The sequence below is a fragment of the Nocardia sp. NPDC049190 genome (assembly GCF_040648115.1).
Lineage (GTDB): Bacteria > Actinomycetota > Actinomycetes > Mycobacteriales > Mycobacteriaceae > Nocardia.
This window is the reverse complement of record NZ_JBEZDE010000038.1, coordinates 26,253-46,314: the sequence shown is the minus strand read 5'-3', so window position 1 is coordinate 46,314 and position 20,062 is coordinate 26,253. Positions and strand designations below refer to the sequence as shown.

12 protein-coding genes are annotated in these 20,062 nt (G+C 68.6%); 4 read left to right on the top strand and 8 right to left on the bottom strand.

All coding sequences use genetic code 11. The features are described 5' to 3' along the window. Positions 1-70: 70 nt before the first annotated feature. From AB0B25_RS26180 to AB0B25_RS26155, 6 genes are all read right to left on the bottom strand, one after another. Positions 71-3,838, bottom strand: a complete 3,768-nt coding sequence (locus tag AB0B25_RS26180; RefSeq protein WP_357184563.1) for a multifunctional oxoglutarate decarboxylase/oxoglutarate dehydrogenase thiamine pyrophosphate-binding subunit/dihydrolipoyllysine-residue succinyltransferase subunit — start codon at positions 3,836-3,838, stop codon at positions 71-73. Between the two features lie 103 nt (positions 3,839-3,941). Continuing rightward, positions 3,942-7,835 carry an ABC transporter ATP-binding protein gene (locus AB0B25_RS26175; RefSeq protein ID WP_357184561.1) on the bottom strand — a complete coding sequence of 1,298 codons (3,894 nt, stop codon included), beginning with the start codon at positions 7,833-7,835 and terminating at the stop codon, positions 3,942-3,944. Positions 7,836-7,925: 90 nt separating this feature from the next. Further along, a complete protein-coding gene (locus tag AB0B25_RS26170) occupies positions 7,926-8,708 on the bottom strand; it encodes an ABC transporter permease (RefSeq protein ID WP_357184558.1) in 783 nt (260 codons plus the stop codon). After that, positions 8,705-9,697 carry an ATP-binding cassette domain-containing protein gene (locus AB0B25_RS26165; protein WP_357184555.1) on the bottom strand — a complete coding sequence of 331 codons (993 nt, stop codon included), beginning with the start codon at positions 9,695-9,697 and terminating at the stop codon, positions 8,705-8,707. Before AB0B25_RS26165 ends, AB0B25_RS26170 begins: the two co-directional genes overlap by 4 nt. Next, the gene (locus tag AB0B25_RS26160; RefSeq protein ID WP_357184552.1) at positions 9,694-10,425 is read right to left on the bottom strand and encodes a hypothetical protein; all 732 of its coding nucleotides are present in this window, start codon (positions 10,423-10,425) and stop codon (positions 9,694-9,696) included. The genes AB0B25_RS26165 and AB0B25_RS26160 overlap by 4 nt, the downstream gene beginning before the upstream one ends. Positions 10,426-10,523: 98 nt before the next feature. Then, positions 10,524-11,549: a glutathione S-transferase C-terminal domain-containing protein gene (locus AB0B25_RS26155; RefSeq protein ID WP_357184549.1), complete on the bottom strand. Its 1,026-nt coding sequence runs from the start codon at positions 11,547-11,549 to the stop codon at positions 10,524-10,526. A 38-nt stretch (positions 11,550-11,587) separates the two neighbouring features. On the opposite strand from AB0B25_RS26155, the gene AB0B25_RS26150 reads away from it, so the two are divergent. Then, complete coding sequence (locus AB0B25_RS26150) at positions 11,588-12,382, top strand: enoyl-CoA hydratase/isomerase family protein (RefSeq protein WP_357184546.1); 795 nt, start codon at positions 11,588-11,590, stop codon at positions 12,380-12,382. 92 nt (positions 12,383-12,474) lie between these two features. Beyond that, positions 12,475-13,773, top strand: a complete 1,299-nt coding sequence (locus tag AB0B25_RS26145; protein ID WP_357184543.1) for a long-chain fatty acid--CoA ligase — start codon at positions 12,475-12,477, stop codon at positions 13,771-13,773. Here AB0B25_RS26145 and AB0B25_RS26140 read toward each other — a convergent pair. After that, positions 13,738-14,484: a tyrosine-protein phosphatase gene (locus tag AB0B25_RS26140; protein WP_357184540.1), complete on the bottom strand. Its 747-nt coding sequence runs from the start codon at positions 14,482-14,484 to the stop codon at positions 13,738-13,740. The two genes, AB0B25_RS26145 and AB0B25_RS26140, sit on opposite strands and share 36 nt — an antisense overlap. 401 nt (positions 14,485-14,885) lie before the next feature. Here AB0B25_RS26140 and AB0B25_RS26135 point away from each other — a divergent pair, with 401 nt between their 5' ends. After that, on the top strand, positions 14,886-15,365 hold the full coding sequence (locus tag AB0B25_RS26135; RefSeq protein WP_357184537.1) for a TetR family transcriptional regulator: 480 nt from the start codon (positions 14,886-14,888) through the stop codon (positions 15,363-15,365). A gap of 49 nt (positions 15,366-15,414) precedes the next feature. Beyond that, on the top strand, positions 15,415-16,593 hold the full coding sequence (locus AB0B25_RS26130; protein WP_357184534.1) for an amino acid deaminase/aldolase: 1,179 nt from the start codon (positions 15,415-15,417) through the stop codon (positions 16,591-16,593). Here the strand turns inward: AB0B25_RS26130 and AB0B25_RS26125 are convergent. Continuing rightward, positions 16,563-19,949, bottom strand: coding sequence for an AAA domain-containing protein (locus AB0B25_RS26125; protein ID WP_357184587.1), 3,387 nt, complete (start codon positions 19,947-19,949; stop codon positions 16,563-16,565). The two genes, AB0B25_RS26130 and AB0B25_RS26125, sit on opposite strands and share 31 nt — an antisense overlap. Positions 19,950-20,062 lie beyond the last annotated feature (113 nt).

Genomic DNA, 20,062 nt, shown 5'->3' with positions numbered 1-20,062 from the left:
GTCGAAAGACGAACGCCGGGTCGAATCGCTCCGCGTAAAAGAGCGATTCGACCCGGCGTCAGGTCCGGGACTATGCGGTCGGTTCGAACGCTTCCGCGACGATCTCGGCCTGCTCCACCGCATGCACCTTGCTGGACCCCGAAGAGGGGGCCGACATGGCGCGGCGGGAAATGCGGCGCAGTTTGCCGAGGCGGTCGGGCAGGATCTCCGGGAGGTTGAGGCCGAAGAAGGGCCATGCGCCCTGGTTGGCCGGTTCCTCCTGAACCCAGACGATATCGGTGGCGTTGGCGTATCCCGCCAGCGCCTCGTTCAGCCGGAAGGTGGGCAGCGGGTAGAGCTGCTCGATCCGCACGATCGCGACATCCTCACGCTTCTGCTTGGCCTTCTCGGCGGCCAGCTCGTAGTAGAGCTTGCCGCTGGTCAGCAGGATCCGCTTCACCTTGCTGCGGTCGCCGATGCCCTGCTCATAGGCGGGCTCGTCGAACACCGAGCGGAACTTGCTCTCGGTGAAGTCCTTCAGGTCCGAGACCACGGCCTTGTTGCGCAGCATCGACTTCGGGGTGAAGACGATCAACGGGCGGCGAATGCCGTCCAGTGCGTGCCTGCGCAGCAGGTGGAAGTAGTTTGCCGGCGTGGACGGCACCGCGACGGTCATCGAACCTTCCGCGCACAGCTGCAGGAAGCGCTCGATGCGGCCGGAGGTGTGGTCCGGCCCCTGGCCCTCGTGGCCGTGCGGCAGCAGCAGCACGACGTCCGACAGCTGGCCCCACTTGGCTTCACCGGAGGAGATGAACTCGTCGATGATCGGCTGGGCGCCGTTGACGAAGTCACCGAACTGCGCCTCCCACAACACCAGCGCATTGGGGTTGCCCAGCGAGTAGCCGTATTCGAAACCGACAGCGGCGAACTCACTCAGGGCCGAGTCGTGCACCGCGAACCAGCCGGGGTGTTCGCTGCCGATGTTGTGCAGCGGGGTGTACTCCTCGGCAGTCTTGCGGTCGATGATCACCGCGTGCCGCTGGGTGAAGGTGCCGCGACGCGAGTCCTGACCGGTCAGGCGCACCGCACGACCCTCGTCGATCAGCGTGCCGAAAGCCAGCAACTCGGCGAAGGCCCAGTCGACCTTGCCCTCGTAGGCCATCTCGCGACGCTTCTCCAGCACCGGCTTGACCCGCGGATGCACGTTGAAGCCATCGGGCACGTTGAGGAACGCGTCGCCGATGCGCTGCAGGACCGTCTTGTCCACGGCGGTCACGACGGTCGCGGGCACCGGCTGGTCGCCCTCGACCGATTCGCTCGGTTCCGGCGAGTACTTCTCCAGCTCACGGACCTCGTTGAACACACGCTCGAGCTGGCCCTGGTAGTCGCGCAGCGCGTCCTCGGCCTCTTTCAGCGAGATGTCGCCACGGCCGATCAGACTCTCGGTGTAGGCCTTGCGGACCGAACGCTTGGTGTCGATGACGTCGTACATGTACGGCTGCGTCATCGACGGGTCGTCGCCCTCGTTGTGGCCGCGACGGCGGTAGCAGATCATGTCGATCACGACGTCCTTGCGGAACTTCTGCTTGTAGTCGACCGCGAGACGCGCCACCCAGTCGCACGCCTCCGGGTCGTCGCCGTTCACGTGGAAGATCGGCGCACCGATGAACTTCGCGAGGTCGGTGGAGTACTCGGTGGAGCGGCTGTTCTCCGGCGCCGTGGTGAAGCCGATCTGGTTGTTCACCACGATGTGGATGGTGCCGCCGACGCGGTAACCGCGCAGGCCGGACAGGTTCAGCGTCTCGGCGACCACGCCCTGACCGGCGAATGCGGCGTCACCGTGCAGCATCAGCGGGACGACCGAGTAACCCTCCGCGCCGTCGCCCTTGTCCAGCAGGTCCTGCTTGGCGCGGACCAGGCCCTCCAGGACCGGGTCGACCGCCTCCAGGTGCGAGGGGTTGGCGGTCAGCGAGACCTCGATCTCGTTGTCGCCGAACATCTGCAGGTAGGTGCCGTGCGCACCGAGGTGGTACTTCACGTCGCCGGAGCCGTGCGCGCCCGCCGGGTTCATGTTGCCCTCGAACTCGGTGAAGATCTTCGAGTAGGGCTTGCCGACGATATTGGCCAGCACGTTCAAGCGGCCACGGTGCGGCATACCGATGACGACCTCGTCGAGCGAGTGCTCGGCGCACTGGTCGATGACGGCGTCCATCATCGGGATGACGGTCTCGGCGCCTTCCAGCGAGAAGCGCTTCTGCCCGACGTACTTGGTCTGCAGGAAGGTCTCGAAGGCCTCCGCCGCGTTCAGTCGGTTCAGGATGTATTTCTGTTGCGCGACAGTCGGTTTCGCGTGCTTCTGCTCGACCCGCTCCTGGATCCACTCCAGCTGCTCGGGATCGAGGATGTGGGTGTACTCCACGCCGACGTGGCGACAGTAGGCATCGCGCAGGACCGACAGCACGTCGCGCAACTTCATCTGATCCTGACCGTGGAAGCCCGCCACGTTGAACGTGCGGTCCAGGTCCCAGAGGGTCAGGCCGTGCTGGGTGACGTCCAGGTCCGGGTGGCTGCGGAACTTGTCCTTGACCAGGCGCAGGGGATCGGTGTCGGCCATCAGGTGGCCGCGGTTGCGGTATGCCGCAATCATCTCCATCACGCGCGCGCTCTTGTCGACGCCGCGCTCTCGGACGTCCTTGCGCCAGCGCACCGGCTCGTACGGCACGCCCAGGCCGTGGAAGATCTCGTCGTAGAACTCGTCGGCGATGAGCAACTGGTGGATGGTGCGCAGGAAGTCACCGGACTCCGCACCCTGGATGATGCGGTGGTCGTAGGTGGAGGTCAGCGTCATCAGCTTGCCGACGCCGAGTTCGGCGATGCGCTCGTCGCTCATGCCCTGGAACTCGGCCGGGTACTCCATGGCGCCCGCGCCGATGATCGCGCCTTGCCCGTTCATCAGGCGCGGGACCGAGTGCACGGTGCCGATGGTGCCGGGGTTGGTCAGCGAGATGGTGACGCCCGAGAAGTCCTCCGCGGTCAGCTTGCCTTCGCGCGCCCGCCGCACGATGTCCTCGTAGGCGGTGTGGAACTGCCCGAAGGTCATCGCCTCGCAGCCTTTGATGGCCGCGACGACCAGCGAGCGGCTGCCGTCCTTGCCTGGCAGGTCGATGGCGAGGCCGAGGTTGGTGTGCGCCGGGGTGACCGCGTTCGGCTTGCCGTCGATCTCGGCGTAGTGCCGGTTCATGTTCGGGAATGCCCGGACCGCCTGCACGATGGCGTAGCCGAGCAGGTGGGTGAAGGAGATCTTGCCGCCGCGGGTGCGGGCGAGGTGGTTGTTGATGACCAGGCGGTTGTCGATCATCAGTTTGGCCGGGATGGCGCGCACGCTGGTCGCGGTGGGAATGGCCAGCGAAGCGGCCATGTTCTTCGCCACCGCCGCCGCGGCGCCACGCAGCACCTTGGTCTCGTCGGTGGCGGTGTCGGCCTGCTTCGGACCGGAGGTGGGCGCCGCGTTCGAGGTCGGTGCCGGGGTGGTCTGCGGGGCGCGTGCGGTGACCGTGGCGGGCTTCGAGGCCGCCGCGGAGGCCGTCTTCGAGGCTGCGGGGGCAGCGGCCGCGGTGGCCGGAACTGGTGACGGCGCGGCTGCCGGGGTCGGGGCGGCATTCTGTGGCGCGGGCGCGGCGGCGGTCTGGCTGTTACCAGAATCACCACTCACCTCAGGCGTGTAGTCGGCCAGGAACTCGTGCCAGCTCGCGTCGACCGAAGACGGATCCTGCTTGTACTTCTGATACATCTCGTCGACTAGCCACTGGTTCTGTCCGAACTGGGAAGTTGTGCTGCTCACAGCAGGTGTTCGCCTCATTTCGTTCTTTGCGCTGCGACGTGTGTGACGTGCCCGGCACGGGGATCAGCAATCGCGCCGATGCGCCCTATCCGAGGATAGGCCCAGCAGCCGATCGGCGGATCTACCGACCACCCGACACCCCCGACCACATTGGTGACGACTCGTCAGTACCTGAGAATATTCCTTCGGTCTCGTGTGCCGCTGCCCACAGCCGGGCATACGGTCCCGCGGCCGCGAGCAGTTCGACGTGCGCACCGAATTCCACGATTCTTCCGTGGTCGACCACGGCGATCCGGTCTGCCCGCGCGGCGGTGCCGAGCCGGTGCGCGACGATCACCGTGGTGCGGTTTCGACTCAGCGATCGGCTCGCTGCCAGCACCGATGCCTCGGCTTCCGGATCGAGTGTCGCGGTGGCCTCGTCGAGCAGTAGCAGATCAGGGGCCACCAGTTCGGCGCGGGCGAGCGCGATCAGCTGGCGCTGACCCGCCGAAAGCCCGCGGCCGCGTTCGCCGACCGGCTGGCTCATCCCGAGCGGGAGGGCGGCGATCATGTCGGTCGCGCCGACCGCGGCGGCGGCTGCGTCGATCTCCGCGGGGGTCGCGGACGGTTTTCCGAAGGCGATATTGCTCGCTACGTCCCCGGTGAACAGATGAGCTTCCTGCGGGACGATGCCGAGGCGGGCGCGGTAGTCGGCGAGACGGTATGCGCGGATATCGACGCCGTCCACGCGGATCGCACCAGGTCGAACGGGGTCGGCGCCGTTCTGTTCGGCGGCGCCGGCACCGTCGCGCGCGGACGTGACCGTACGGTTTCCCGTTGCGACAGCGCCGCTGGCGGGTCCGGATCCGCCCGATGTCGAGACTTCCGCCACATGGGAATCCGGCGCAGCGCCGTCTGTGCCGTTCGACACAGCACCGGGCAGGTCGTACAGACGTGCCAGCAACTTGACGACGGTCGACTTGCCCGCGCCGGTCGGCCCGACCAGGGCGAGGGTGGAGCCCGGCGGGATTCGTAGCGACACACCGTCCAGAGCCGGAACCGGACTGCCGGCGTACCGGAATCGGACGTCATCGAAGGCGACGTCGCCGTGTAACCCCGCCTCGATCGGCACCGGGTCGGCCGGATCGGCGGTGATCGACGAAGGCGTGCGCAGCAGCTCACCTATCCGGCGCAGACCGACCCTGGCCTGCTGGTAGCCGTCGAACACCTGGGACAGCTGCATGATCGGCCCGAACAACAGTTGCAGATACAGCACGAACGCGATCAGCGTTCCGGCGCTGGTGGCATCGGCGGCAACCTCGCGCGCCCCGACGAAGACCACCGCGGCCAGCGCCAGATCCGCCCATCCGACGACGAACGCGAAATAGAGTGCGATGGCCCGTTGCGCCCGCATCCGGCTGTCGCGGTAGCGCTGCGAGTACTCGGCGAAGCGGCGGGCCGCACGTGGCTCGTGCCGGTTGGCTTGCACCGCACGCAATCCGGAGACGTTCTCCTGGAAATCGGCGTTGACTGCCGATACGTGCTCCCGCGACACCGTGTACGCGGTCGACGACACCCGTCGGAACAGTGCCGTGGCGAAGATCAGAACGGGCAGCGTCACCAGCACCACCAGCGCCAGCGAGACATCGATCACCAGCAGTGCGACCGCGATGCCGACCAGCGTCAATACTCCGATCAGGGCGCTGGCCACCCCGGTCTGCAGGAACGTCGACAAGGCATCGACGTCGGTTGTCATCCTGGTCATGATCCGGCCGGAGAGTTCACGTTCGTAGTAGTCCAGACCCAGCCGTTGCAAGTGCGCGAAGCTGCGCACCCGCAGGGTGAACAGCACCCGCTCCCCGGTGCGCGCGGTCAGCACCGTGGTCGCCGCACCGATCGCCCATCCGGTGGCGGCGAGGGCCGCCCCGAGCAGGGTGATGCGGACGAGCACCTCGGCGTGGTCGCTGAGCACGCCGTCATCGATCGCGTAGCGCACCAACGGCGGGAACGCGATGCCGATCAGCGCGTCTGCCGCCAGCAGCGCCATCACCGTCAGCACCAGCAGGCGGACCGGGCGCAGCATACGGGCCAGCCGGAACAACGGATCGGGCGCGCGCAGGCGCTGTGCGTCCAGTTCCGGTTGTTCGGTGGCGGGTGGCAGGCGCTCGATGGCGCGGCGCAACTCGGGCGTTTCGCTCAGGTCTGCCGCCGCGCCCGCGAAAGCGCCACCGCCGGAACGTGCGGACGGCGCCCGCCCGGTCCGGATACCGGTAGCCCCGGTGTCCGGTGTGGCGACGACGTGTCCGGTGGGTGCGGGTAGCCGGATGACGCGATCGGCGTGCGCGAGGGTCGATTCCCGGTGCGCCAGGATGAGCGTGGTCCGTCCGCCGTGGTCGGGCAGCGCGTCGAAGATCGCGGCCTCGGTCACCGCGTCCACCGCCGAGGTGGCGTCGTCGAGGACCAGGATGCGCGGCCGCGCCAGCAATGCCCTGGCCAGCGCGACCCGCTGCCGCTGCCCGCCGGAGAGCGTGAGGCCACGCTCGCCGACCACCGTGTCGTATCCGTCGGGCAGTTCGGTGATGAAGTCGTCGGCGGCGGCTTGTGCCGCCGCCTGCCTGATCTCCTCGTCGGTGGCTTCCGGGCGCCCGAGCGCGATATTGGCGGCGATGGTATCGGAGAACAAGAAGGGGTCATCGAAGACGACGCCGATCGCCGCGCGCAGGTCGGCGGCGCGAACGTCGGCGATGTCGACACCGAGCACATCGGCTGTGTGTGGCTGTTCGAGGACGGACCGGTCCGCTACGTCGTTGTGCTGTGCCCGCGACGCGGCACGCTCGGACAACAATCGGATGCTGCCGGAATCCGGTGCGTAGAACCGGGGAAGCAGCAGGGCGAGTGTGGACTTGCCCGAGCCCGCCGGTCCGATGATCGCCACCGTCTCGCCGGGCCGCACGCGCAGATCCAGCTCGCGCAGAATGGGCTGGTCGGGATCGAAGCCGAAGGTGAGCGCGTCGATTTCGATGCCGAGCGGTCCGTCCGGCAGCACGACCGGATGTTCCGGATCGGCGAGACCGGGGGCCGCGTCGATCACCTGAAAAACTCGCTCGGCCGCGGCCCTGGTCAGCTGGGCCATCACAATCACCGACGAGAGGATGCGCGCGGTACCGGTCATGGTGGCGACGTAGGCGGCGAACGCGACGAAGGTACCGATCCCGATCATCCCGTGCAGCGCGAGCAGACCGCCGAGCGCGATCACCGCGACCATCCCGACCTGCGGAATCGCCGCGACGGTCGGCGCGAAACCGGCGTCGATCCGCGCGGCGCGCATCCGCTCGGCGAACAGCCGGCGGCCGAGCCGTTCCACCAGGTCGACCATCCGCGCTTCCTGCCCGAAGCCCTTGACCACCCGCACGCCGGTGACCGTCTCCTCCACGTGCTGCGCGAGGTCGGCGGCGCGCTGTTGCGCCGACCAGGTCGCCGCGTGCAACCGGGGACGCATCCGGTAAACCACCACGCCGATCGCGGGAACCACCAGCAGCGCGACGGCCGCCAGCGGCGGCGAGAGCCAGACCATGACCGCGGCGGCGAGCACGAACTCCAGCAACGCCATGCCCGACAGCGGGGCCATCGCCAGCAACCCCTGCACCAACTGCAGATCGGTGATCGACCGGGATACCACCTGCCCGGTACGGATCGTGTCCTGTCCGTTGCCGTCCAGCCGCTGCAACGACCCGAGAATGTCCAACCGCAGCGTGTGCTGCACGTCCAACGACAGTCGCCCGGCCAGCATCCGCCGCCCGAACCCCGCCAGGGACCGGCCGATCGCCACCAGCACGAGCAATCCCGCGACCGCACCGATGGCGGCCGTGTCAGCGCTGCCCGCGGCGTCGACTGCTCGCTTGGTCAGCAGCGGGCCCGCGGTCTCGACCATCGCGCCGACCAGCACCGCCGTCGCGATCCCGCCCAGCACCCTGCCGTGTGGCCGGCATTCGGCCCACAGCCTCCGTATCCACCCCGGTCTGGCACCCCCGTTCACGTCTGGTGCTCACCTCTTCGCCGTCGCGCGCTACTCATCGACGGTACCGATACCCGTGGATGAGTAGCGCGCGCCGTGGTTCGGCGAGGGTCACAGATCGCGGGTGCGCAGGCTCCACCAGCTCGCGGCGCCGAAGCCGATGGTCCACAGCAGCAGCACCACGACGGCGGCCGGAGAGGGGGCGAGGAAATCGCTGTCGGGATAGGAGCCGACCGCCACCGTGGCGATGGTGGCCGAGACCGGCAGCAGGGTCACACTCTCGGCCATGCCGATACCGCGCGCGATCAGCCACAACAGCGGCTCGGCGACGATGATCCAGCCGAGTAGCGACCACACCGCGGTGACGGAGGAACGCAGCAGGATGCCGACGCTCGCGCCGATCAGTGACCAGCAGACCGCGGCGAGCAACCCGCCGCCGAGCACGGCGACCAACTCGGCGGTGAAGTCGAACTTGCCCCGGCCGATGCCGAGCAGGGGGGCGAGAGCGACCAATTCCACCAGGAATGCCGTCGCCACGGCGAAGCACCCGGTGACCAGGAACTTGGCCGCGGCGAGCCGATCACGATCGGCACTGAACAGCGCGGTCACCGGCATGGTGTGATGCTGATATTCCCCGCCGGCGGCGACGGCGCCGAAGACCGCGGCCGCGAGCACGACTACCGCGAGACCCACGTAGAGCCCGATCGTCGCGGCTCCGGTGGCCGGCTCGCCTTTGGGGTCCGCCCGCCCGGCCAGGCTCGCCGAACCGATACTGGCGATCAAGGCGATGCCGAGAATCGAGTAGCCGAGTACCCGGCTCGCCCGCAAGGTGAGGATCTTGCGGACCTCGGCGTCGATATTCGGCAGGAGATCGGGGGGAAGGCGGCGGATCATCGTGGGATTCCGTAGGGCATCGGCGACGGTTGTTGGTTGGCGACTCCGACCGGCGTGGGTGGGCCCGGATACCGCGGTGCGGCCGCGGCGGTGGGTTTGGTCAGCGACGCGAGTACCCGGTCGGGGTGGATCTGGTCGGGGATGATGCTGTCCAGTCGGACGTGCGCGGCGGCGGCCGCCGCCCTGATCTGCGGCTCGGTTGCCTCGGCCACGGCGAGTCGTCCGTCGGTGCGAATCACCGCGTCGGTAAAGCCTTGTGCGGCAAGCATGGTCGCCAGCGCGATCGGCGAGGACGCCGCAACGACCAGCCGGTCCGGATGTCCGCGCCGCAGCCGCGCCGGGCTACCCTCGTAGATCACGGCGCCCTCGTTCAACACGATCAGGCTGTCCGCGCCGGGGAGCACCGCCGCGAGGCTGGCACTGGACAACAGCGCGCTGCCGCCTCGTCGGGTGTGCTCGCGCAGAAAGTCTCGCAGCCAGGCGCTTTCAGCGGTGTCGAGTCCGTTCATCGGCTCGTCGAGCACCAGCAACGCAGGGTCGCCGAGCAGCGCGGTGGCCAGCGCAAGCCGGGTCTGCTGCCCGAGCGACATGGTGCCGATCTTCGCCGCGGCCGCCGCGCGCAGATCGACGATCTCCAGCACCTCGGCCACCCGCTTGTTCGCGACACCCGCCGCCGCCGCGTAGACGCGCAGATGATCTCGCGCCGCCCTGGCCGGATGCAGACCGCGCGGTGCGAGCACGCCACCGACCGCGTGACCGGGCGCGGACCCGGCCGCCGTGGGTCCGGCGACCGAGGCGGTTCCGGAAGTGGGAGAGGTCAGCCCGAGCAGCACTCGCAGGACGGTGGTCTTGCCCGACCCGGGTGCACCGACCAGAGCCGCCGTCGTGCCGAGCGCCACGGTGAAGCTCACGTTCTCCACGGCGGTCGTCACGTCGTACCGCTTGGTCAGGGCCCGGACCGCCAGTGCGAACTGACGCGCTCCGCTCATCGCGGCGGGGTCGGAGGTTGTGGCTTCGTCGGATCGATCGCGGCGAGCGGATCGGCGTCGACGACGAGATGCCGGTCGGTCGACCACACCACCGGCGCGGGCCCGAAGGCCTTGCGCGCGTTGGTGATCGTCGCCTTGCCCAGCGCCCGGTTGCCCGCGCCTCCGATCACCGCGCCGATGCCCGCGGGCAGCACCTTGCCCGCCATGAGCGCCGCGCGCTTGGTGACGAACCGGATGATGAACCGCTTCAACAGCGAATCGTTCATGCTCGACAGGCCGGGAATCCGGTTCGCGAACACGGCGCCCCAGTTCTTCGCCGACGTGCCGACGCTCTTCTGCACGATCTCCATGCCGCTCTCGCCGAGCACGACGGCGAGCACCAGCGCCCTGCGCTGCTCCTGGTCCTCCGGCGAGATGCCGTGCACGGCCGCCACCGCGAGGGTGAACACCGCCGACGCCTCCATGAAGAACGTGGTCTCCGCGCTGACCGCCGCGATCGCCGCGACGGTGCCGACACCAGGCACGGCGGCCGTCGCGCCGACCGCGCTGCCGCTGCCGGTCACCACGAGGAGGTACTGCTTCTCCAACCGCTCGATGATCTGCGCGGGGCTTTCATCCGGATGGGAGCGCCGGATTCGGTCGACGTATCTGGCGACCGCGGGCGCCTGCAGGCGGGACCCGGTATCGAGCAGCTGAACCACCGTTTTCTCGAACGCGCCTTGGTACATCGGCGGCATCCTCCTCTTCCGGTCTGCTTGGAGAACTGTAGGGCACCGGTGGCCGTCAGCTCGTCAGTACAACGAACTACCCGGCCGGATCGGTTCCATTAGTCCGGACCGGATATCGCGGGTACCCGTTCGGTCGGCCGCGGCGGAGGTGGCGGGGTCCCGTCGCCGAACGGCTTGCCGCCGAGCGCTTCCCTCCCGTGCGGCGTCAGCCAGTTCGACAGGTCGGGTCCCCGCGGGACGATCCCGGTCGGGTTGATGTCGCGGTGCACCACGTAGTAGTGCGTCTTGATCTGCCCGAAGTCGATGGTGTCGCCGAAACCGGGAGTTTGGTAGAGGTCGCGCGCGTAGGCCCAGAGCACGGGCATCTCGGTCAGGGTGGAGCGGTTGCACTTGAAGTGCCCGTGGTACACCGGGTCGAATCGAGCCAGCGTGGTGAACAGCCGCACGTCGGCCTCGGTGATCGTGTCGCCGACCAGATAGCGTTGTGTCGCAAGGCGTTCCGACAGCCAGTCCAGCCGGTCGAAGAGCCGGTCGTAGGCGGCGTCGTACGCGTCCTGCGCCCCGGCGAAACCGCAGCGGTAGACGCCGTTGTTGACGTCGCGGAACACCGCGAGATTCACCTCGTCGATCTCCGCGCGCAGCGCCGCCGGGTACAGCTGCGGCGCACCGGGCCGGTGCAGGTCGGTCCACTCCGTGGCGAAGTCCAGGGTGATCTGTGCGTAGTCGTTGGTGACGACCTGCCCGGTCGGCACGTCCACGATCGCGGGCACCGTGATGCCGCGGGGGTAATCCGGGAAGCGAGCCAGATACGCGTCACGCAGCCGGGGGATCCCGAGCACCGGGTCGACCCCGCCGGGATCCAGGTCGAAGGTCCAACTGAGCTTGTCGTGGGTGGGGCCACACAGGCCGAGCGAGAGCACGTCTTCGAGTCCGAGCAGGCGGCGCACGATCAGCGTCCGGTTCGCCCACGGGCAGGCTCGCGCGGCGACCAGCCGGTAGCGCCCCGGCTCGACCGGATAGCCGTCGCGGCCATCGGCCGTGATCCGGGTGGTGATGTAGTTCGTGTCCCGTTTGAACTCGCCGGGTTCGACGTAGGAACCGCTTTCGCTGGCCGACTTGGTCACCAGGACAGTGTCGCAGATCGAGGTTCTAGGCTGGTCGGATGAGTGCACCGAAGGCGACGCTTCTGGAACACGAGGTCACCGACAGCGGCGCGGAGGTGGCGACGGTGACCCTCGCCCATCCGCCGCTCAACCTGTTCGATCGGTCGATGCTGGACGCCCTGATCGCCGATATCGCCGAGTTGTCCGCCCGCCCGCCGCGCGCGGTCCTGCTGCGCGCGGAGGGCAAAGTGGTCTCCGGCGGCGTCGATGTGCACGTGTTCGACGGGCTGACCGTCGAGCAGGGCGCCGAGCTGTGGCGCACGCTGTTCGCGCAGATCATCCACCCGCTGGAGGCACTGCCGTGCCCCGTCGTGTTCGCTGCGCACGGGCTGACCTTGACCGCCGCGTTCGAGATCGCGCTCGCCTGCGACATCCTGCTCGCCGCGCCGAAGGCGAAGTTCGGTTTGGTGGAAACCGTGGTCGGACTGACCCCGTCGATGGGCGGTCCGCAGCGCCTCGCCGAGCGCGCGGGCTCCGGTCGGGCGCGGGAATTCGTGCTGACCGGCGATCTGTACGACGCGGCGACCATGGCCGACTGGGGCGTGGTGAACGCCGTGCACGACGACGTCGACACGGCGGCGAGGCAGTTGACCCACCGGCTGGCTCAAGGCCCGACGATGGCGCACGCGGCGACCAAGAAGATCATCGAAGCATGGCGTTCCGGCGGTGTGTCGCACGCGGATTCGGTGACGCCGGAGGTATCTGCCGGACTGTTCGCCACCGACGATCTGCGGGGCGCGGTGCGCAGCTTTCTCGCGGTCGGTCCGGGGAAGGCCAGCTACTCCGGCCGGTGACAGGTAGGACACGTTCGCCGCCTATTCCAGCGAAATTGTGACACCCGTCATATAGTCGCAGTGCCTGCTGACCCGAGGCACGCGGAGGACGAATGTCGCCATTGCTCGTCGAATATCCCCTGCCCCGTCCACATGTCTGGGACAACCCGCTGGCCAGGGGCGCCGACGGGGTGTTGCGCTACGGAAATCTCACGCCCGCGTTGACCGAGCTGCTGGATCTGCAAGTGCACGCGTTCTCCACGCGCGAGGCGGTGGTGGAGGTGGGCGGCCCGCGCCTGACCTACCGCGAGTTGTGGCACTCCGCCTCCCGGATCGCGGGCGGATTGCAGGAGCACGGGATCGGTTACGGCGACCGGGTCGCCATCCACATGCCCGCAGGCGCGCGCTGGGTGCAGTCCTTTCTCGGCGCTTTGCTCAGTGGCGCGGTGCCGGTGCTCGTGCACGATGGGCTGCCCGAGGCGGTCGCCGAACGGGTGATCGCCGACAGCCGCGCTGATTTCGTGCTCGGACGCGCGGGCGGTGACGCCGAATTGCCCGACGGCGCGGCGTACATCGATGACGGTGCGGCACTGGGTGATCTGGCGTTGCTGTGTTACACCAGCGGAACCGCCACGCCCAAGGGTGTCGAGTTGACCAACGAGAATCTGCTGTCGGCCGTGCGTTCGATGGTCGCCACACTGGATCTGCCGACCGACGGGCTACGCAACCTGATGCTGTTGCCGCTGGCGCACGCCAGCGGCTGTGTCGATCAAATGCTGCCGACCTTCGCGGTCGGTGGCACCGTCGTGCTCGCCCGCGGTACTCGCGCGCTCGCCGAAGCCATTGCGTCCGAACGGATCGATATGGTCTCGGCGACCCCGCGCATCTTCGCGGGCCTGCTGCCCGAACTCGCCGAGTTGCGCGCCGATGGTTTGTGCACCGACGGCATCGCCCGGATCAGCAAGGCCGGTCACCGCTCGGAACGCGCCGCCGCACCGGCCACGTCCGCCGACCTCGCGGCGCAACTGCGCGGCATGTTCCCGAGCGCCCGTCAGTGGTCGGTCTGGGGCGCGACCGAGACCAGCGGCATCGGCCTCGCCGTGGACGATGCCGAGCGTTCGGCGGGCCGGTTGGACCCGGAGGTGGTACTCGGATTTCCCTTCGGCGGTACCGAATTGGCGCTGTGGGGTCCGAAGGCGACCGTGGGCCACGGCGAGTTGCTGTGCCGTGGGCCGAATGTCACGCCGCGCTACTGGAACGACCCGACCACCACTGCCGCGCGGTTCACCGGAACCTGGTTTCACACCGGCGATCAGGTGACCATCGACGCCGACGGCCTGGTGCGCAGGGATGTGGTGAGCGCCAATGATTCCGTCTCACTCCAGCATTCGGGCGCGCAGCCGGGAGAGTAGGTCGGCGCTGAATCCGATCGCGGACAGGTAGCCGTCGAGATCGCCATGCAGCTCGCGCATCGCGTTGCCCGCGATGTCGAGGTACTCCTCGCGCACGCCCAGTAGATCCACCGAGATCTCCTCACCATCGAGCAGTTTCGAGGTGATCAGCGAGCGAAGCGCGGGGATGGCTCCGTTGCTGAGTAGGTAGTCGGCCAGAATATCGGCCTCGGTGACGCCGACCGCGCGCAGGATCGTGGCAACGGCCCAGCCGGTCCGGTCCTTGCCCGCGGCACAGTGCACGAGCACGGCGCCCTCGTCACGCACAATGGATTCGGCGATGGCGACGATCGCGGCGTGCGCCTCGGGTAGCGCGGGAAACATCCGATAGACCTCGAGCATGTGGGTGTAGGCGGTCTGCGCGGTGGCTTCGTGTGGTGGCGCCTCGGCCATTCTGGAGTCGAACGGAGTGACGGCGAGCCGGATGCCCTCCGGCAGCCGGTCGGCGCCGAAGTGGTCGATCTCGTGGTGTCCGCGCAGGTCGTGCACCTTGTTGATGCGCAACTCGCGCAGGGCCGTGTGGCCGGTGTCGTCGAGCCCGCTCAGTTGAGCAGAGCGCAGTAGCACGCTGGGGCGAACCTTGGCGCCGTCGACCGTGCGCAACCCGCCGGTGTCCCGGAAGTTGAACGTGCCGGAGAGGAAGTACTGATCGGCGGGGGGCGAGACAGTCACCGATCCAGATTATCGGCCCGGTGACGGAAAGGCGTGTTGCTACCGGATTGGGACAAGGCCCGATTCAAGTGGCTCGAATGTGTGATCGATCACAGGATGCGGTGCGTTGGCAGTCGGACCGTAGAGTGGTTAACGGTTTCTCGCAGGGTCGGACACGGCTGAGATCGACCGGCGCGGCGGGAATTCCGCGCTGCACAATGCCCCAGCGGGCATTCCGTTTGGGTAACAAAACATTCTTGTGGTCTGGAATTACCCACTGAAACTGTTCTCAAACCCCGAAAGCGCACTACCATTGGTGAACGTTGGACCGGGCAGCCTGGGGGGTTTCCCGAGGTTGCCGCCATGTTCAGCGAGTCGCGCCGACGTAGGTGCGCCGAGTTCTTTCCTCGAGGGAGTCGTCGTTGAGCGTACGTGGAGAAGTGGCAGGGGTACGGCTGCGGCCGACCATCTGCGAGGCGGTCGAAGGCGCGGCGGCCGGGCTCGATTACACCGGCGTCCGCGCGCTCCGGGTTCTATTGCATGCCGGGGTCAGTGCGTACTGGCCGTTGATCACGGCCGCCCCGGCCAAACATGTCAGGGCATATGAGGCAACAGTGCACACGCTGAGCGCTCGCTGGGGGCTACGTACCTCATGTGCCAACGACCCGATAGCGGCGGCCGCGTACCAAGAGATGGACACCGAGGTCGGCGCGTTTCTGAAGTTGTGCGCCGCGCGATCGGCGACTCAGTGGATCGAGCCGGTGGAGGCGATTGCCGCCTATGTCGTCTCACTGGTTCGGGGAGCCGTTCTGCGCTGGCTGGCCGACGGCAATGATGAAACCATGCTGGTCGTGATGGACGATCTCGTCTGTTGCTTGGCGACGAAGGCCGTTGAGCTGTAGTTTACCAGTTTACTGGACGTCCGACCAGTTTGATGGTTGAGTGATACCGGTGACCGAGACGTCGCCGATCGCGGGGCTGGATGCCGCCACCGCGGAGTTCGATCCGCCATTAGCTGCCCTCGACTTGGCCGTGTTGCGCGCGAACGCCACCGATCTGGTCCGCCGCGCCGGCGGCACACCGATACGGATCGCCAGTAAGTCCGTGCGCTGCCGGGCCATCCTCGCCGAAGTGCTCGGCGCCGATCTCACCGCCGCAGGCGGCTTCGCCGGCATCATGGCCTACTCCCTGCGCGAGGCTATCTGGCTGGCGGGCCACGGGGCCCGCGACATCCTGCTCGGCTACCCCAGTGTGGACCGGGTCGCACTGGCCGAACTGGCCGCTGACGACCTCCTGGTGCGGTCGATCACGTTGATGATCGACGATGTCGCCCAACTCGACCTGATCCGCGCCGCCGTCGGAACCGACCGAGTGCGCCCGCGGGTGTGCCTGGACGTGGACGCTTCCCTACGGATCGGCCCGATCCACCTCGGCGTGCGCCGTTCGCCGGTGCGCTCGCCGGATCAGGCCGCCGCGCTCGCCGGCGAGGCGCTGCGCCGCGGCTTCGAGGTGGTTGGCGTGATGACCTACGAGGCCCAGATCGCCGGGCTGTCCGACGCCAATGCCGCAGTGCGCCTGGTGAAGCGGGCGTCGGCGATGGAGATCGGGAAGCGCCGCGGTGCGGTGCTCGACGCGGTCCGCTCGATGACCGGCAAGCTGGAGATCGTGAACAGCGGCGGCACCGGATCGATCGAGGTCAGCGTGGTCGATCCGGACGTCACGGAGGTCACCGCGGGTTCCGGCCTGTACGTGCCGACGCTGTTCGACCACTACCGCTCCTTCACCCCGCGGCCCGCCCTGTACTTCGCCACTTCCGTGCTGCGGCGACCGACACCGAGCATCGCCACGGTGTTCGCGGGCGGCTATATCGCCTCCGGTCCGGCCGGCCCGTCGCGGGTGCCCAAGCCGGTCTGGCCGAGCGGAGTGAAGTTGCTCGGCACCGAGGGCGCCGGTGAGGTACAGACGCCGCTGTCCGGTGCCGCGCAGTTGCGCATCGGTGATCGGGTGTGGTTCCGGCACGCGAAGGCCGGTGAACTCTGCGAGCGATTCGACACGGTGCACTTGGTCGAGACCGACGGTTCCCGAACTTCCGTGCCGACCTACCGCGGCGAAGGCGTCTGTTTCGGCTGACCGCCGCCCAGTCGCAGAAAGCCGGCCAGGTCGGCGACCTCGTCCGGTATGGCGGGCAGGTATTCGGTGAGCAGTGGCGAGCGGATGATGACCGCCTTCCACATGGCGCGGCACATTGCAGCGAGGATCAGGCCCCGCGACAACAGGAACGGCATGCCGTAGGGGGCGTCGGCGGGGCTCGAGGTGGTCATCGAGAGCAGCACGACGGCCGCTTCCCGGCCGCGGAACCGATCCGGTGTGCCCACCAGAACGTCTTCGATCTTCGCGCGGGCCAGCAAGGTTTGGATCTGCCCGACCTGTGCGGCGTACGGTGCCACCACGAAAATGTCGTGTGGGTGCAGCCTGCGGGTCGTCGTGCCGATCGTCCACGACATGCCGAGCAACGTGCGGACCCGCCGCACCACCTCGCGTGCCTCGGCCACCGATTCGGTGGAGTTGCCGTGGTGGTCGACGAGGACGGTGTGCACGCCGGGTTCCTCGCCGTCGAGTTGCCGTGCGAGCGTGATCGTTTCGTTGGCGCGCAGCCGGCCGTCGTAGTACAGCCGGGAGATGGGTTCGCACACCGCCGGATGCATACGCCAGGTCCGGTCCAGGAAGTAGCCGCGCGCCGCGGGCAGGGTCTGGCGGCCCTCGGCCAGCCAGCCGAGTACCGACTCGCCGACCGGGGCCGGGTGGGCGCTGCGCGCGGCCGAAGGGATGGGATCGCCGAGCAGCAGCAGGTTTCGCGCGCACGCCGCGACCGCAACCGTGTCGGCCAGCGGCAAGCGGCCCGCATCGGCGACCACGAGCAGGTCGAGGCACGCGCGCGGGACCACGTCCTCGTTCGTGAAATCGGCCGGGGTACCGCCGATTACGCACCCGCTGATGGCGTTGGCCAGGAATCGCGGATAGCGGTCGGCCTCGATCACGGCCCATTCCGGGGCGAGGGCCGCTACGTCCTTCTTGGCGACCAGTTCCGGAAGCACGCCGATCCGCACAATCGCGTCGAGCAGGTTCTCCACCGTCGAGTGTTCCTGTGCGACCACGCCGATCCGCCACTTGTGCCGGGTGACCAGCCGCTCGAGTACCCGGGCCGTGGTCGAGGTCTTGCCGGTGCCAGACGGTCCCTGCACCGCGATATACGAGCGGTCGAGGTCGCGTACGGCGGCGGTGATCGCCGCGGCGTGATCGCCGTGCACGGTCGGAAGCGCGGCCTCGTCGCGCAGCCGGGGTGGGCGGCGCGCAAGAAGGTCGAAGACGGCCTCGCGCGGTATGTCCGGCAACGTCATGAGCAATTGCTGCGCCGCGACTTCCACCGTCATCTCGGCGTTCTCGTCCCAGGCGGGCAGGCCGGGCGCGATCGCGGTCGGCAATTCGTCGTAGGGGTCGCAGCCGTCGGGTAGCCGTTCTTCCAGTCGGACGGTGTCGTCGAACTCCGCGTCCACCGAGCAGCCGAGTACTGTCGCGGTCGCCGTCGCGCGCCGGCCGACGGCGGTGACCATGCCGGCGGCCACCGGCCGGTCGTAGAAGGTGTAGACGGTGGTGCCGGGGGTCAGCGCGCTCGGTCCCGCGGCGCCGTTCCAGCTCGTCGCGATCCGACCGGTCAGCGTCAGGTACCGCCGCATCGTCGAGCGGTCCGGGCGGCGATGCCATTTGGTGTCGACCGTGCCCCACTCGGCGATCAGCACCCCGGGGGCATCGGCCCATTCGTCGACCGGATGGCTGAGCCGGTCGACATGCGCCCACCACAACGGCTGCCGTTCGCGTCGATGGTAGCCGAGCGCGGCGGCCATCATGGCCGCGGCATGCAACGGATTATTCTGTCCCGCAGCATATTCCGTAAGCGCGGCCTCCAGCGACGACGGTCGCGACGACGGCGGGGACACGTCGCCGGGGCCCGCGACGGCGCACCACGAGGTAGTCCGGTCCAGGGTCACCCCCTGCGGATCGATGCGCTGCTCGGCGGCACGGTCGAGTAACCAGTCGCGCAGCCGCAGCAGGGTGAGGCAATCACGTTCGGCGACAGGCGAATGCGCCGCGTCGGGTAGCAGCCGCCGCAGGCTGCGAAGTCGGTAGGACTGCTCGCCGACGATGACGGCACTGCGCACGATCGGATAGAGGTCGACGAGGACGCCGTCGCACAGGAGCTCGTCCACGATCTCCTCGCCGATGCCATATCGCCCGGTGCAGTGCTGCAGCGCCGTTCGGACGGCTGAAGTGTAGTGATAGATGTGCAAATCCGGATACATCCGCCGTCGCCGGATGAGGTAGTCGAGCACCTGCTCGAGCGCCCGGCGCCGCCCGGTCGCCTCGCTGTCCGGCTCGCCCGCCGCACCGAATGGACCGCGGAACGACAGATGCACGGTGCCCGGGCCACCCACCTCGAGGATGAGCGGTCGCCGCCCGCCACCAGTGACGGTGAGCGAGAGGTCACCAGGGGAGGGCGGCGGCAGCGCACCGAGTGCGATCGCGTCCACCAGGCTGTGCGTCGGCTGTCCCGAATCCTCGCTTCGCAGTTGGATTTCCGCCTGACGTCGCAGAGCGGTCAGGGTGCGCTGCGACACGCCGGGCACGGCGATCTCGGTGACGGCCAGCCGATCGATGCTGCTCACGCCGGCGTCGCGGAGGCGGATGCGGGTCGCCGCCGGCATTCCTGCCACGAGCAGCAGGTCGCGCGCGGCAGACAGGGCCGCGGTGCAGGTCGGGCAGCGGCCGCAAGCCGGATAGCGGGGATCGCCCCACTGCACCGGAAGCAGTTCGCCGAGTTTCTCGTCCAGAATGCGTTCCACCCGACGTCGGCGCGCGCGATACACCGGCAGCAGCTCGCTCAGCGCGTGGGCGCTGCTTACCTCGCCCAGGTGCAGCCGCAGCAGCGGCGCGGACAGCGCGCCCGCGCGGTCCAGGGCATCGGCACAAGCGGCGAGTTCGATTGCGGCGCCGACCCGATCCGGCATGGTGTGCGCGGTGCCGTGCACGGTGTAACGGACCCGATGGTCCGCGCGCAGCAAGAAGTCGCAGGAGAAGTCGAATCGCCCGTCGAAGAACGTCGGATCGTAAATCACCGGTGCGCCCGCGCGCAGCGCCGCGGCGGTCTGCGTGTGCGCGGCGGTCAGCGTCGCGATCCGTTCGGCCGGGTCGCCGACTGCGTCGGGTGGGCGGTTGACCTCCACCATCGCGTCGCCGAACCGGTCGCGGTCGGCGATGCGGCGGACCTGGTGCTCGTCGAATCCGCGCGACGATTCGGACAGGTGTTCCGCGGCACCGGGGCCGGCCTGGATGGTGCCCACTTCGGTGTCGAGGGCACGCAGCAGCGCGAATTCGCAGCGCGCCGCGCGCACCAAATCGACGGCGGTGCAGATGACACGATCACCGAACACGAACAAACGCGCCCCTCCTGTGTCTTCGCGGGACACCCGCTGCCGGCGTGCGCCTCATTACGCACCGACGGCAACACTGTAGCTAGCGCGTCTGACCTCGGCGAACCCTCCCC